Source organism: Ornithinimicrobium tianjinense (assembly GCF_014636495.1).
Lineage (GTDB): Bacteria > Actinomycetota > Actinomycetes > Actinomycetales > Dermatophilaceae > Ornithinicoccus > Ornithinicoccus tianjinensis.
In genome coordinates, this window is sequence record NZ_BMEM01000001.1 from 1,187,317 (window position 1) to 1,199,545 (window position 12,229).

12 protein-coding genes are annotated in these 12,229 nt (G+C 71.1%); 8 read left to right on the plus strand and 4 right to left on the minus strand.

What is annotated here, in order from left to right; translation table 11 throughout:
- Window position 1: 1 nt before the first annotated feature.
- The 4 genes from qcrA to IEV65_RS05545 all read left to right on the plus strand — a co-directional run bounded on the left by qcrA (window position 2) and on the right by IEV65_RS05545 (window position 3,626).
- Entirely contained in the window at window positions 2-1,075 is a 1,074-nt protein-coding gene (qcrA, locus tag IEV65_RS05530) for a cytochrome bc1 complex Rieske iron-sulfur subunit (RefSeq protein WP_188428564.1), read from the plus strand.
- The gene (gene qcrB / locus IEV65_RS05535) at window positions 1,072-2,901 is read left to right on the plus strand and encodes a cytochrome bc1 complex cytochrome b subunit (RefSeq protein ID WP_188428566.1); all 1,830 of its coding nucleotides are present in this window, start codon (window positions 1,072-1,074) and stop codon (window positions 2,899-2,901) included. Before qcrA ends, qcrB begins: the two co-directional genes overlap by 4 nt.
- A gap of 64 nt (window positions 2,902-2,965) precedes the next feature.
- The gene (locus IEV65_RS05540) at window positions 2,966-3,307 is read left to right on the plus strand and encodes a metallopeptidase family protein (RefSeq protein ID WP_371870162.1); all 342 of its coding nucleotides are present in this window, start codon (window positions 2,966-2,968) and stop codon (window positions 3,305-3,307) included.
- A 37-nt stretch (window positions 3,308-3,344) separates the two neighbouring features.
- A complete protein-coding gene (locus IEV65_RS05545) occupies window positions 3,345-3,626 on the plus strand; it encodes an Lrp/AsnC family transcriptional regulator (RefSeq protein WP_188428568.1) in 282 nt (93 codons plus the stop codon).
- A gap of 42 nt (window positions 3,627-3,668) precedes the next feature.
- On the opposite strand, the gene IEV65_RS05550 is transcribed toward IEV65_RS05545, so the two are convergent.
- Window positions 3,669-5,438, minus strand: coding sequence for a DEDD exonuclease domain-containing protein (locus IEV65_RS05550; RefSeq protein ID WP_188428570.1), 1,770 nt, complete (start codon window positions 5,436-5,438; stop codon window positions 3,669-3,671).
- Between the two features lie 103 nt (window positions 5,439-5,541).
- Between IEV65_RS05550 and IEV65_RS05555 the strand changes: the two genes are divergently transcribed.
- Window positions 5,542-5,847, plus strand: coding sequence for a hypothetical protein (locus IEV65_RS05555; protein ID WP_188428572.1), 306 nt, complete (start codon window positions 5,542-5,544; stop codon window positions 5,845-5,847).
- A gap of 15 nt (window positions 5,848-5,862) precedes the next feature.
- Here the strand turns inward: IEV65_RS05555 and IEV65_RS05560 are convergent, their stop codons facing one another.
- Window positions 5,863-7,656 (minus strand): AMP-dependent synthetase/ligase, encoded by a 1,794-nt coding sequence (locus tag IEV65_RS05560; protein ID WP_188428574.1) that lies wholly within the window; start codon window positions 7,654-7,656, stop codon window positions 5,863-5,865.
- A gap of 86 nt (window positions 7,657-7,742) precedes the next feature.
- Between IEV65_RS05560 and IEV65_RS05565 the strand changes: the two genes are divergently transcribed.
- Window positions 7,743-8,789, plus strand: coding sequence for an ROK family protein (locus tag IEV65_RS05565; protein WP_188428576.1), 1,047 nt, complete (start codon window positions 7,743-7,745; stop codon window positions 8,787-8,789).
- Here IEV65_RS05565 and IEV65_RS05570 read toward each other — a convergent pair.
- Both IEV65_RS05570 and IEV65_RS05575 read right to left on the minus strand, forming a co-directional pair.
- On the minus strand, window positions 8,740-9,444 hold the full coding sequence (locus IEV65_RS05570; RefSeq protein WP_188428578.1) for an endonuclease/exonuclease/phosphatase family protein: 705 nt from the start codon (window positions 9,442-9,444) through the stop codon (window positions 8,740-8,742). The two genes, IEV65_RS05565 and IEV65_RS05570, sit on opposite strands and share 50 nt — an antisense overlap.
- A 92-nt stretch (window positions 9,445-9,536) precedes the next feature.
- Window positions 9,537-9,908 carry a hypothetical protein gene (locus tag IEV65_RS05575; RefSeq protein WP_188428580.1) on the minus strand — a complete coding sequence of 124 codons (372 nt, stop codon included), beginning with the start codon at window positions 9,906-9,908 and terminating at the stop codon, window positions 9,537-9,539.
- Window positions 9,909-9,998: 90 nt separating this feature from the next.
- Between IEV65_RS05575 and IEV65_RS05580 the strand changes: the two genes are divergently transcribed.
- Together IEV65_RS05580 and IEV65_RS05585 are read left to right on the plus strand one after the other, a co-directional pair.
- A complete protein-coding gene (locus tag IEV65_RS05580; RefSeq protein WP_188428582.1) occupies window positions 9,999-10,835 on the plus strand; it encodes a lysophospholipid acyltransferase family protein in 837 nt (278 codons plus the stop codon).
- A 20-nt stretch (window positions 10,836-10,855) separates the two neighbouring features.
- Window positions 10,856-12,226 (plus strand): class II 3-deoxy-7-phosphoheptulonate synthase, encoded by a 1,371-nt coding sequence (locus IEV65_RS05585; RefSeq protein WP_188428584.1) that lies wholly within the window; start codon window positions 10,856-10,858, stop codon window positions 12,224-12,226.
- Window positions 12,227-12,229 lie beyond the last annotated feature (3 nt).

Below are 12,229 nucleotides of genomic sequence, written 5' to 3' on the forward strand. Positions count from 1 at the left end.
CGTGAGCACGCACCACGACAACCTCCCGGCCACGGCGGAGCCCGCCGAGGACCGGTTCACCAACCCCGGCTTCCCGCCGCACACCCCGCGTCGCTCGGACGTGGACGAGCGGGCGGCCCGGCGGGCGTCCGTCCAGGTCGTCACCCTCTTCACCATCTCGGCGCTCGCGTCGATCGCCTTCCTGGTCGCCTACTACGCGATCGACCCGGAGCTCAAGGGCTCGATCATCGGGATCGGCGAGGTCAACCTCTTCCATGTCGTCCTCGGCCTGACCATGGGCCTGTCCCTGCTCGGGATCGGTCTGGGTGCCGTGCACTGGGCCAAGACCCTGATGCCGGACGAGGAGTCGGTGGAGGAGCGTCACACGATGGCCTCCGCGCAGGAGGACCGCGACGCCGTGGGCCGTCAGCTGTCCCACGGCTGGCGCAGCACCCACCTGAACCGCCGCAGCGCGCTCCTCGGCTCGGCCGGTGGCGCCCTCGGGCTGTTCGCGCTCCCGCTGGTCGTCCCGGTGCTCGCGGGCCTCGGTCCGCGCCCGCGGGGCGAGCTCTACACGACCAACTGGGAAGCCGGTAAGCGTCTGATGATCGATCCCTCCGGCGCGCCGATCCGCGCCGCGGACGTGACGCAGGGCTCGGTCTTCCACGTCATGCCCGACGGGTTCGTGGGGGCCGCCGCGCACGAGCTGGACCCGCAGGACATGATGACGTCCAAGGCGAAGGACCAGGTCATCCTGGTCAAGCTGGACCCGGCGAAAATCAAGAGCCAGAAGCAGCGGGACTGGGGCTACGACGGGATCGTGGCGTACTCCAAGGTGTGCACCCATGTCGGGTGCCCGGTCGCGCTCTACGAGCAGCAGACCCACCACCTGCTGTGCCCGTGCCACCAGTCGACGTTCGACATGACCGACGACTGCAAGGTCATCTTCGGCCCGGCCAAGCGGCCGCTGCCGCAGCTGCCCATCACCGTCGACGACGAGGGCTACATCGTCGCGGTCGACGGTTTCCGTGAGCCGATCGGTCCGAGCTTCTGGGAGCGCAAGCGGCCCGGCATCCTGATGGAGGACGAGGGATGAGCACCAACCACGTGCCCCAGGGGGCAGGCCACCTGCGCGCCGAGACGGCGACCGCCGGCGCCGCCACCGCGACCGCACCGCAGCCCGGCTGGTCCCCGGACCAGGGGTCGAAGGACGCCACCTTCCCCAAGGCTCTCGTCGGCGTCGACGAGAGGCTGGGCGCCGCGAAGATGATGCGCTGGGGTCTGGGCAAGGTCTTCCCCGACCACTGGAGCTTCCTGCTCGGCGAGATCGCCATGTACTCCATGATCATCGCGCTCATCACTGGCACCTTCCTGACCCTGTGGTTCGTGCCCAGCATGGGCCACGTGGTCTACGACGGCTCCTACGTGCCGCTCAAGGGCGTCGCGATGTCGGAGGCCTACGCGTCCACGCTGGACATCAGCTTCGAGGTCAAGGGCGGACTGCTGATCCGTCAGCTCCACCACTGGTCGGCCCTGTTCTTCATCGTCGGCATCGCCGTGCACGCGGCGCGCGTCTTCTTCACCGGCGCGTTCCGCAAGCCGCGCGAGATCAACTGGGTCATCGGCGTCGTGATGTCCCTGCTGGCCTGCATCGAGGGCTTCGCCGGCTACTCCCTGCCGGACGACCTGCTGTCGGGCACCGGTATCCGTGCGATGAACGGGTTCATGATGTCGGCCCCGGTCATCGGCACCTGGATGACGTTCTTCGTCTTCGGTGGCGAGTTCCCGGGCGAGTCGATCATCACTCGCCTCTACATCGCGCACGTGCTCCTCATCCCGGCCATCCTCGTCGGGTTGTTCGTGGCGCACCTCATCCTGATCGTGCTGCCCAAGCACACCCAGTACCCCGGCCCGGGTCGGACCAACGACAACGTGGCGGGCTTCCCGGTGATGCCGGTGTATGCCGCGAAGGCCGGCGGTTTCTTCTTCGTCGTGTTCGGCATCACCGCCCTGGTCTCGGCCCTGGTGCAGATCAACCCCGTGTGGGTGTTCGGCCCCTACGACCCGACGCAGGTCACCGCGGGCTCGCAGCCGGACTTCTACATGTGGTTCTCCGACGGCGCGCTGCGTCTCCTGCCGGGCTGGCTGGAGTTCGAGCTCTGGGGCACGACGTGGAGCTTCAACATCTTCCTCGGCTCCCTGCTCCTGCTGCCGCTCGTGTGGCTGATCCTGGGTGTGTACCCGTTCGTGGAGGCGTGGATCACCGGCGACAAGCGTGAGCACCACCTGCTCCAGCGCCCCCGCAACGCGCCCGTGCGCACGGCGGTCGGCATGGCGGCCATCTCGATGTACCTGGTGCTCGCCCTGGCCTGCATCAACGACATCCTGGCGATCAAGCTCCACCTGTCGATCAACGACCTGACCATCCTGTTCCGGGTGCTGTTCTTCGTCCTCCCGGTCGTCGTGTTCTTCGTCGTCAAGCGTCTGTGCCTCTCGCTGCAGCGGCACGACCGCGAGACCGTGCTGCACGGGTGGGAGACCGGTCGCGTCGTCCGCACCGAGGAGGGTCGCTTCTTCGAGGTGCACGCTCCTCTCGACGAGTACACCCGGTGGAGCCTGGTGGAGTACGAGACGCCGCGACCGCTGGGTCAGCTCGACGGTGCGCCCACGGACGAGCACGGTGTGCGTCGTCCCGCGGGTCCGCTCACCGGGCTCCGCAACGCGCTGTCCTCCTTCTACTACAAGGACTCGATTACTGCCGTCACCCCGTCCGAGCTCGCTGCCGCGCACCACCACGGCGAGCACGAGGCGCTCGAGACGCCGGAGGAGGCCGCGCGCATCGACCAGCACGGTGCTCCGGTGTCCGAGGCGCCCGGTGACGACTACTACACGAAGGGTCTGAAGGCTGGTCGCCACAGCTGACCCGCCGGTCCCGGACGACGAGCGCCCCGTTCCTCCCTCGGAGGACGGGGCGCCGTCGCTCCATCTGACCCGGGCCGAGTTCGAGGACGCGGTGGGCGACGCCCTGGACCTCGTCCCGCCCGAGCTGATGGACCAGCTGGACAACGTGGTCTTCTTCGTCGAGGACGAGCCGCCGGAGGACGACCCTGAGCTGCTCGGCGTCTACGACGGTGTGCCCCTGACCGAGCGCGACCTCACCTGGGGCGGGCAGCTGCCCGACCGGATCACCATCTTCTCCGGACCCCTCCAACGGATGTGCTCGGACCGCGAGGAGCTGCTCGAGGAGATCGCCGTGACGGTGGTGCACGAGATCGCTCACCACTTCGGGATCGACGACGAGGCCCTGCACGAGCTGGGCTGGGGCTGACCCCCGCGGGTGCGGCTCGCCTCGCTAGAGTGACGGGGTGATATCCGCCATCGTCCTGATCAAGGCAGAAGTCAGCCGCATTCCCGAGGCAGCCCGAGAGATCGCGCAGATCAAGGGGATCAGCGAGGTCCACTCCGTCACCGGCGACACGGACATCATCGCCGTGGCGCGTGTGCCGCGGCACGAGGACTTCCACGACGTGATCGCCGACCAGCTCAACAAGGTCCCCGGCGTGCTGGAGACGAGCACGCACATCGCCTTCCGGACCTACAGCGATGCGGAACTGGACGCCGGCTTCGCCCTCGGCCTGGACGACTGACCCTACTTCTCGATCGGCCCGCGCGGTGGTTGCGCGCAGTCGCTAGGCCACGCCCTCGTGCAGGGCCCCGGCCGGTCGTTCGAGCGGGGTGGCGACCGACACCTCGCCCGTCGACACCTCGTGCCAGCGGGCAGCCGCCGGTTCCAGGACCGCGCGGCTGGCGCCGGCGCCGTCGACCGGGCACGTCCAGCGTCCCTGCAGGTCGACGAGCCGCACGCCGGGCGTCTCGAGCCAGCGCAGGATCAGCTCGGTCTCCTCGGTGAGCACGGGGTTGCCGCCGCTCCCCGGAGGTGGAACCACCTCGGCGGTCTCCCGCAGGGCGTCGATGTAGGGCAACGGGTCCGCACCTGGTGGCGTCACCGTGGTCCCCGCCAGGCGGCCGTGGCGTACGGTCACGATCTCCCAGCCGCCGCTGTCCCGGCGGCGCGCTGCCACGAGCTCGGGGGCCTCGGACAGCGGGCGCAGCCGCTGCACGCGCGCGGCGGCCCGGACGAGCGCCATCATCCGGTCGCGCAACGTCGCCGCCTCCTCGAAGCGCTCCTGCGCCGCGAGGGCGTCCAGCCGCTCCCGCAGTGCCGCCATGACGCTGCGGGAGCTGCCGGTCAGCACCTCGGCGGCCTGCTCAGCGACGTGCGCGTAGTCCGCCGCGCTCTGGGCGCCGACGCACGGACCTCCGCACCGGTTCATCTCGAGGAGTGCGCAGGCGGACTTCTTCGTCGCGCTCAGGCTGAGCCGTGGGGTGCACTGCCGCAGCGGGACGACCTCGTAGAGCGCGATGACAGCCGCCTCGGCGGTGCGGCGGCTGCCGAACGGGCCGGCATAGTGCGCTCCGTCGTCCTTGACCGACCGCACGATCGAGAGCCTGGGGAAAGGTTCGTCGGTGAGCTTGACCCAGACCGACTTCTCAGGGAAGCGTGAGCGGCGGTTGTAGCGAGGTTTGTGGGCGGCGATCAGGCGCAGCTCGCGGACCGACGCCTCGAGCGGGGTCGCGCAGACGATCGGCGTGATGGACTCGGCCAGTCCCACCATCTCCGTCATCCGTCGCCGCGTCTCCGAGGCGGTGAAGTAGGTGCGGGTGCGCCGTCTCAGGTCGGTCGCCGTCCCGACGTAGAGCGGCTCGCCGGACCCGTCCCGGAAGACGTAGACCCCGGGAGCGGACGGCATGGCGTCAGCGAGGAAGCGCTTGCGACGCTGTGCGGTGCTCACCCGCGAGCTGTAGGACTGCAGCTCCTCCAGGGTGTGCACGCCGAGGTTGCCGACCCGCTCGATCAGCCCGTGCAGCACGTCGACGGTGGCCCTCGCGTCGTGCAGGGCCCGGTGGTCCGGCGTCGTCGTCGCGGAGAAGAGGCGCGCCAGGCTGGACAGCTTGTGGTTGGGTGCCTCGTCGCGGTGCACCAGCTGGCGGGCCAGCCGCACCGTGTCGATCACGGCGAAGCCTGGCCAGACGTGGCCGGTCTCGGCGGCCGCGGCCTTGAGGAAGGAGACGTCGAAGCCCGCGTTGTGGGCGACCAGAACCGATCCTGCCGCGAACTCCAGGAACTGCGGCATGACGGTGCGGATGCTCGGAGCGTCGGCCACCATCGCGTTGGTGATCCCGGTCAGCACGGTGATGAACGGCGGGATCGGTGTGCTCGGCCGCACCAAGGTCTGGAACTCTCCGATAACGGCTCCGCCGCGCACCTTGACGGCGCCGAACTCGGTGATCTGCGACCCGGCGGGGGAGCCGCCGGTGGTCTCCAGGTCGACGACGACGAAGGTGACGTCGGACAGGGCTGTCCCCAGGTCGTCGAACGTCTCCTGCACCATCTGCATGTCCTGACCGTAGGTGCGAGGACCGACAGACCCCCGCAGGCAGGCCGCACGGGCGGGTCTGTCGGTGCTCACCCCTAGCGTCGCCAGTGAAGGAGGTCAAGAGATGACCACGACCATCAGTACGACGATCGACTGCGACACCTGCCCGGTCCGTGGCAGGCACTGCGGTGACTGCTTCGTGCCCGTCCTGGGGCGCCTCTGGCTCGGGAACCCAGGAGACCCCGGGCGACCTGACACGGCGGCTCAACCGCGAGCCGCAGAGACGCCGCCCGTCTCCACGACGGTCGCGCTCGACAGCGACGAGCTCGCCGCGGTGAGCGCCTTCGTGCGCGCCGGCCTGGTCGACCCCGAGGAGGCGGGCGGTCTGAGGGCCCGGCTGACCCTGTCGACCGGGTATGCCGTGGGCTGACACCCGGAGTCCCCTTCAGGCCCGTGCGTAGAGCCTCTCGATCTCGTCCTGGAGCGCGTCCGTGATCCGCTGGCGCTTCAGCTTCATCGACGGGGTCAGCATGCCGTTGTCGATGGTGAAGTCCTCCGCGAGCAGGCGGAAGGACCTGATCGACTCGGCCCGGCTGACCGCCGCGTTCGCCTCGTCGACCGCTCGCTGGACCTCGGCGAGGACCTCCTCGTCGGTCACCGCCTCGGAGACCGTCAGACCCGGCCGTCCGCGCCCGGCCGCCCAGGTCGGGAGCATCTCGGTGTCGAGCGTGACCAGGGCACCCACGAACGGGCGACCGTCGCCGACCACGATGCACTGTGAGACGAGCGGATGCGCGCGCAGGCGGTCCTCCAGCGGACCGGGCGAGACGTTCTTGCCGCCTGCGGTCACCAGGAGCTCCTTGGTCCGGCCGGTGATGGTCAGGAACCCCTCCGGGTCAAGTGCACCGAGGTCGCCGGTGCGCAGCCAGCCGTCCTGCCGCGCCTGGGCGGTCGCCTCCGCCTGCCCGTGATAGCCGCGGAAGACGTTGATGCCGCGGACCCAGACCTCGCCGTCGTCGTCGACCCGCACCGCCACACCCGGCAGCGGCCGCCCCACCGTGCCGATCCTGATCATGTCAGGGGTGTTCACGGTGGCCGGGGCCGTGGTCTCCGTCATGCCGTAGCCCTCCAGCACCACGAGCCCGATCCCGCGGAAGAAGTGACCGAGGCGTTCGCCCAGCGCGGCCCCGCCAGAGATGGCATAGGTCACCCGGCCACCCATCGCGGCCCGCAGCCTGGCGTACACCAGGCGGTCGGCGATGGAGTGCTGCGCCCGGAGGGCAAGGCCAGGACCGCCGTCGGACAGGGCTTGGCTGTAGTCCCGAGCGACCCGCGCGGCCCACCGGAAGACCTGGCCGCGCCCCGCCGCCTGCGCCTTCGACTCCGCCCCGTTGTAGATCTTCTCGAAGACCCGGGGCACGGCCAGCAGGAAGGTGGGTCGGTAGGTCGCGAGGTCCTCCAGCAGGTCCGCGGGGTCGGGGGTGTGGCCCACCCGGAGCCCGGCGTGGACCGCGAGCACCTGCACGAGGCGCGCGAAGACGTGGGCGAGGGGGAGGAAGAGCAGGGTGGAGGCGCCGGGAGCCCGTGCGATCTCGGGCAGGCGTTCGGCGGTGTTCTCCGCGAGGGCCATGAAGTTGCCGTGAGTGAGCTCGCACCCCTTCGGGTCTCCCGTGGTCCCCGAGGTGTAGATGATCGAGGCCAGGTCGGACCGGGACACCGCGGCCCGTCGCGCCTCGACGAGCGCGAGGTCCACGTCAACGCCGGCGGCGCTGAGCTCGTCCAAGGCGCCGGCCTCGATCTGCCAGACGTCGTGCAGGTCGGGCAGAGCGTCGTGGAGCGAGGAGACCAGCGCCGTCTGCGCCTGCTCCTCCACGATGGCCGCCACCGCGCGACTGTCGCGCAGGATGTGCTCCACCTGGGACCGCGAGCTGGTCTCGTAGACGGGCACCGGGACGGCACCGACCATCCACAGGGCGAAGTCGGCCAGCGCCCACTCCATACGCGTGCGGCTCATGATCGCCACCCGGTCACCCGCCTCGATCCCGGCGGCGACGAAGCCCCGCGCCAGGCCCACCACCCGCTCGTGCAGCTCGGCCGCCGAGACGTCGGCCCATCCGTCGGCCGTCCTGACGGCCATCATCGGTCGACCGGGCTCGCGCTCGGCCCAGCCGACCACGTAGTCCGCGATGTTGCCCTCCGTCCGCGAGGGGACGAGCGGGGGGACGGACGTCTCGGTCACGGACAGCTCCTGGTGAGGACGGGCAGGGCGCCCTCACGATACCCGCGCCCCCGAGGGCGAGCCGCGGAGGACGGCATACTGCGTCCGTGACGAACACCGCGCCGCCGGGCGGCGGGACCGCGCCCCGGGAGAACCCCCTGCCCGAACCGCTCACGATCGGGGTCGACGTCGGCGGGACACGGATCAAGGCCGGGCTCGTGGCGGGCGACGGCAGCCTCCGGGCGACGCGGGTGAGGGACAGCCCGGGCGACTCGGCGGAGGCGGTGGCACAGGCGGTGGTCGACGTGGTGGGGGACCTGCGGTCCGCAGCGGGCGACACGGAGGTGGCGGGCGTCGGTGTCGCGGCGGCCGGGTTCGTCGACCACGCCGAGGGCGTCGTGCTCTTCGCACCGCATCTGCCCTGGCGCGAGGAGCCGCTGCGCGACCGGCTCTCCGCGCTGCTGGACCTGCCCGTCGGGGTCGACAACGACGCGAACGCCGCGGCGTGGGCCGAGCATCGCTTCGGGGCCGGCCGCGGCCAGGACGAGATGGTGATGATCACCCTGGGGACCGGGCTGGGCGGCGCTCACCTCGCCGGCGGCCGACTCCAGCGGGGCCGGCACGGCCTGGCGGGGGAGTACGGCCACATGGTGGTGGTGCCCGACGGCCGTGACTGTCCCTGCGGACGGCGTGGCTGCTGGGAGCAGTACGCGTCGGGCACCGCCCTGCGGCGCGCAGGTCGGGCGGCGCTCGCGACAGGAGGGGCGTCGGCCGAGGCGCTCCTGGGTGCCTGCGGTGGTATGGCGTCGCGCCTCCAGGGCGAGCACGTGACGCGTGCCGCGCTGGCCGGCGACCTGCTCTCGGTCGGCCTCCTGGCCGAGACGGGCCGGTGGCTGGGCCTCGGGCTGGCCAACCTGGCCGCCGCGCTCGACCCGGCATGCGTCGTGGTGGGTGGTGGCGTGATCGAGGGCGGGGAGCTGGTCCTCGGGCCGGCGCGGGAGGCGCTGACGGCCGGGGTCCCGGGGGCCGGTCGCTGGCCGGTCCCGGAGGTGCGGTCCGCGGCGCTCGGCAACTCCGCGGGCCTGATCGGGGCGGCCGACCTGGTCAGAACGTCAGGTCGACCCACACCGGCAGGTGGTCCGACGCCGCCCTGAGGTCGAGTCCCTCGAGCAGTGCGGGATCGCCGGGACGTGCCTGGTGATGCCCCCGGCTGAAGAGGGCGTCCAGACGGTGTTGAGGGCGGCTGGCCGGGAAGGTGAGCCGGTCGTCGCTGACCTCGACCAGCTCGCCGGCGACGATCTTCCAGGCCTCGCCCTCGTGGTTCTCGTTGAGGTCGCCGCCCACGACGAGGGCGCCGTCGTCGGGCACCCGCGGGTCGTCGGCGAGCTCGGCCAGGACGGTGCGCACGTGGTCCACGCGCTGTGCCCCGACCAGCGAGAGGTGCACAGAGACCACGGTGACCCACGGGCCGCCCACCTGACGCACCTGCGCGAGGGTGTAGCTGCGGGGGTTCTCCCTCAGCCCCACCTTCAGGCGTCGATCCTGGGAGTCCGTCGACTCGACCCGCAGGTGGGTCATCAGGCTGGTGCCGCTCACCAGGCGCGTCCGTCCCGACCACAGCAGGCCGGCCTGCCGGGCGAAGGAGGAGATGGCATAGCTCGAGCCGGGGTAGCGCGGCACCTCCTGGAGCAGGAGGACGTCGGGGTCCAACCGCCGCACCACCGCTGCCGCCGCGGCGGGGTCGTCCTTCAGCCCCCGCAGGTTGTAGGTGACGACACGCAGGGTGGAGGGGCTCGCGGTGCGGGACATGGGACCCATTTTCGCCCACGTGCGCAGGTGCTCCTGCACGCTGTCCGGCTCCCGGCCACGCACCGGGTGCGTGCGCGGCATACCGCCCGGGATCAGACCCGCGCGCCCCAGTCGCCGTCACGACGGCGGGGGAGCCGGAGGACGAGCAGGACGAAGCCCGCGAGCGTGAGCAGCACCCCGACCGTCGTCCACACGCTGCTCAGGAGCGGGACCACCGCGGACAGCGCGACCAGGAGCGGACCCAGCACCAGCCCGATGACGATCGCCCAGAAGTGCAGGTCCCCAGCAGGCAGGGGCGGCGGTGGCGGGGGGACGAAGTGCTCGTCGTCCTCGTCCTCGGGGGGCTCGTAGGAGCGGTGGTCGGTCGCCATACCCTCGGGCGTGCGGGGCTCCAGCCCGGCCACGATCTCCCGGAAGCGCCGGTCGATGTCCTCGGGGTCGTGCCGGTCGGGCGGCTGGGTCACGTCTTCATCCTCGCACGCCACACCGCGGGTAGAGTCGGTGCGACCGAGCCACCCGGGGAGACCGCCCGCGCCGGAGAGAAGGACACCGCCGTGATCTACTGGATCCTCAAGCATCTCGTCGTCGGCCCGCCCGTGCGTCTCGTCTTCAGGCCGAAGGTCGAGGGGTTGCGCCACATCCCCGCGGACGGTCCCGCCATCCTGGCCAGCAACCACCTCAGCTTCTCCGACTCGATCTTCCTTCCGTTGGTGGTCAAGCGGAGGATCACCTTCCCTGCCAAGTCGGAGTACTTCACCGGCAAGGGCGTCAAGGGATGGCTGACCAAGCAGTTCTTCACCCTGACCGGGCAGATCCCGATCGACCGCACGGGGGGCAAGGCCTCGCAGGTCGCGCTGGAGAAGGGCCTGGAGGTGCTGCGCAAGGGTGAGCTCTTCGGCATCTATCCCGAGGGGACGCGCTCGCCCGACGGTCGTCTCTACCGGGGCAAGACGGGTATGGCGCGCCTCGCCCTGGTGGCGGGCGTCCCGATCATCCCGTGCGCGATGATCGACACCGACAAGGCGCAGCCGACGGGGCAGAAGATCCCCAACGTCGTGCGGGTCGGGGTGCGGATCGGCGCCCCGATGTCCTGGCCGCAGTACGCCGGGATGGAGGACAGGCGCGAGGTCCTGCGCGAGATCACCGACGACGTGATGCGCGAGCTGCAGCGGCTCTCCGGGCAGGAGTACGTCGACGAGTACGCCGCGACCGTCAAGGAGCGGCTGGCCACGGCGGCGCGCTCGGGGCTGGAGCACGCCAAGGGCGGGCTCACGCAGGTCCGTGAGGGTGCGGCGGAGGGCCTGTCCCACGCCCGGGAGGGGCTGAGCCACGCACGCGAGGGACTGGGTGCTGCCAAGGACCGGCTGACGCCGCGTCAGAAGGGCGACTGAGCGACAACTACGATGGGCGGGTGAGCACCGAAACGACCGGTCTGGCGACCGCCAGCGGCACCGACATCACCTGGCCCGACCTTCCTGCGCAGCAGCAGCCGACCTGGCTCGACCCGGCCGAGCTGGCGCAGGTCCTCTCCGTGCTCGCCACCTATCCGCCGCTCGTCTTTGCCGGCGAGTGCGACCTGCTCCGCACCCGGATGGCTGCGGTGAGCCAGGGCCGCGCCTTCACGCTGCAGGGCGGCGACTGCGCCGAGACCCTGGCCGACGTCACCGGCCCCAACATCCGCGACCGGATCAAGACGATCCTGCAGATGGCCGTGGTCCTGACCTACGGCGCGGGGATGCCGATCGTCAAGGTCGGGCGCGTCGCCGGTCAGTTCGCCAAGCCGCGCAGCTCGGACACCGAGACCCGGGACGGCGTCACGCTGCCGGCCTACCGCGGTGACATGGTCAACGGCTTCGAGTTCACGCCCGAGGCCAGGCGGCACGACCCGGACCGGCTGCTGCGGGCCTACCACGCCAGCTCGGCGACCCTCAACCTCGTCCGCGGCTTCACCAGCGGTGGTTTCGCGGACCTGCGCAGCGTCCACGCCTGGAACAAGGGCTTCATCCAGGGCCCGGCCCAGGCGCGCTACGAGCAGATGGCCTACCAGATCGACCGCGCGGTGCGGTTCCTCGAGGCGTCCGGCGTGGCCGACGCCGAGGAGATGCGGCGGGTCGAGTTCTTCTCCGCGCACGAGGCGCTGGTGCTGGACTACGAGCGCCCGATGGTGCGCCGCGACCACCGCACCGGCCTGCTCTACGACACCTCGAGCCACTTCGTCTGGGTCGGCGAGCGCACCCGCGACCTCGACGGTGCCCACATCGACTTCGTCTCCCGGGTGCAGAACCCCATCGGCATCAAGCTCGGCCCCACCGCCGACCGCGACACCGTGCTGCGCCTCATGGACAAGGTCGACCCGGACCGCGAGCCCGGCCGGCTGACGTTCATCACCCGCATGGGCGCGTCGACGATCCGTGAGGTCCTCCCCGGCCTGCTCACCTCGCTGGGTGACGAGGCCAGCCGCGTGAGCTGGATCTGCGACCCCATGCACGGCAACACCTTCACCTCCCCGTCCGGCTACAAGACACGCCGCTTCGAGGACGTCGTGGAGGAGGTGCGTGGCTTCTTCGCGGCGCACGAGGAGGCCGGCACCCACCCCGGCGGGCTCCACGTCGAGCTGACGGGCAACGACGTCACCGAGTGCGTGGGCGGGACCACGGCCGCCATCGACCTGGAGGACCTCGGCCTGCGCTACGAGACGCTGTGCGACCCGCGGCTCAACCACCAGCAGAGCCTCGAGCTCGCGTTCATCGTCGCGGAGATGCTCGAGCGGAAGGGCCGCTAGACG

Coding starts and splice junctions, on each gene's coding strand:
- IEV65_RS05550 (WP_188428570.1), bottom strand. CDS start 5,438: ATGCAGATGGTGCAGGAGACGTTCGACGACCTGGGGACAGCCCTGTCC.
- IEV65_RS05570 (WP_188428578.1), bottom strand. CDS start 9,444: ATGTCCCGCACCGCGAGCCCCTCCACCCTGCGTGTCGTCACCTACAAC.
- qcrB (WP_188428566.1), top strand. CDS start 1,072: ATGAGCACCAACCACGTGCCCCAGGGGGCAGGCCACCTGCGCGCCGAG.
- IEV65_RS05555 (WP_188428572.1), top strand. CDS start 5,542: ATGACCACGACCATCAGTACGACGATCGACTGCGACACCTGCCCGGTC.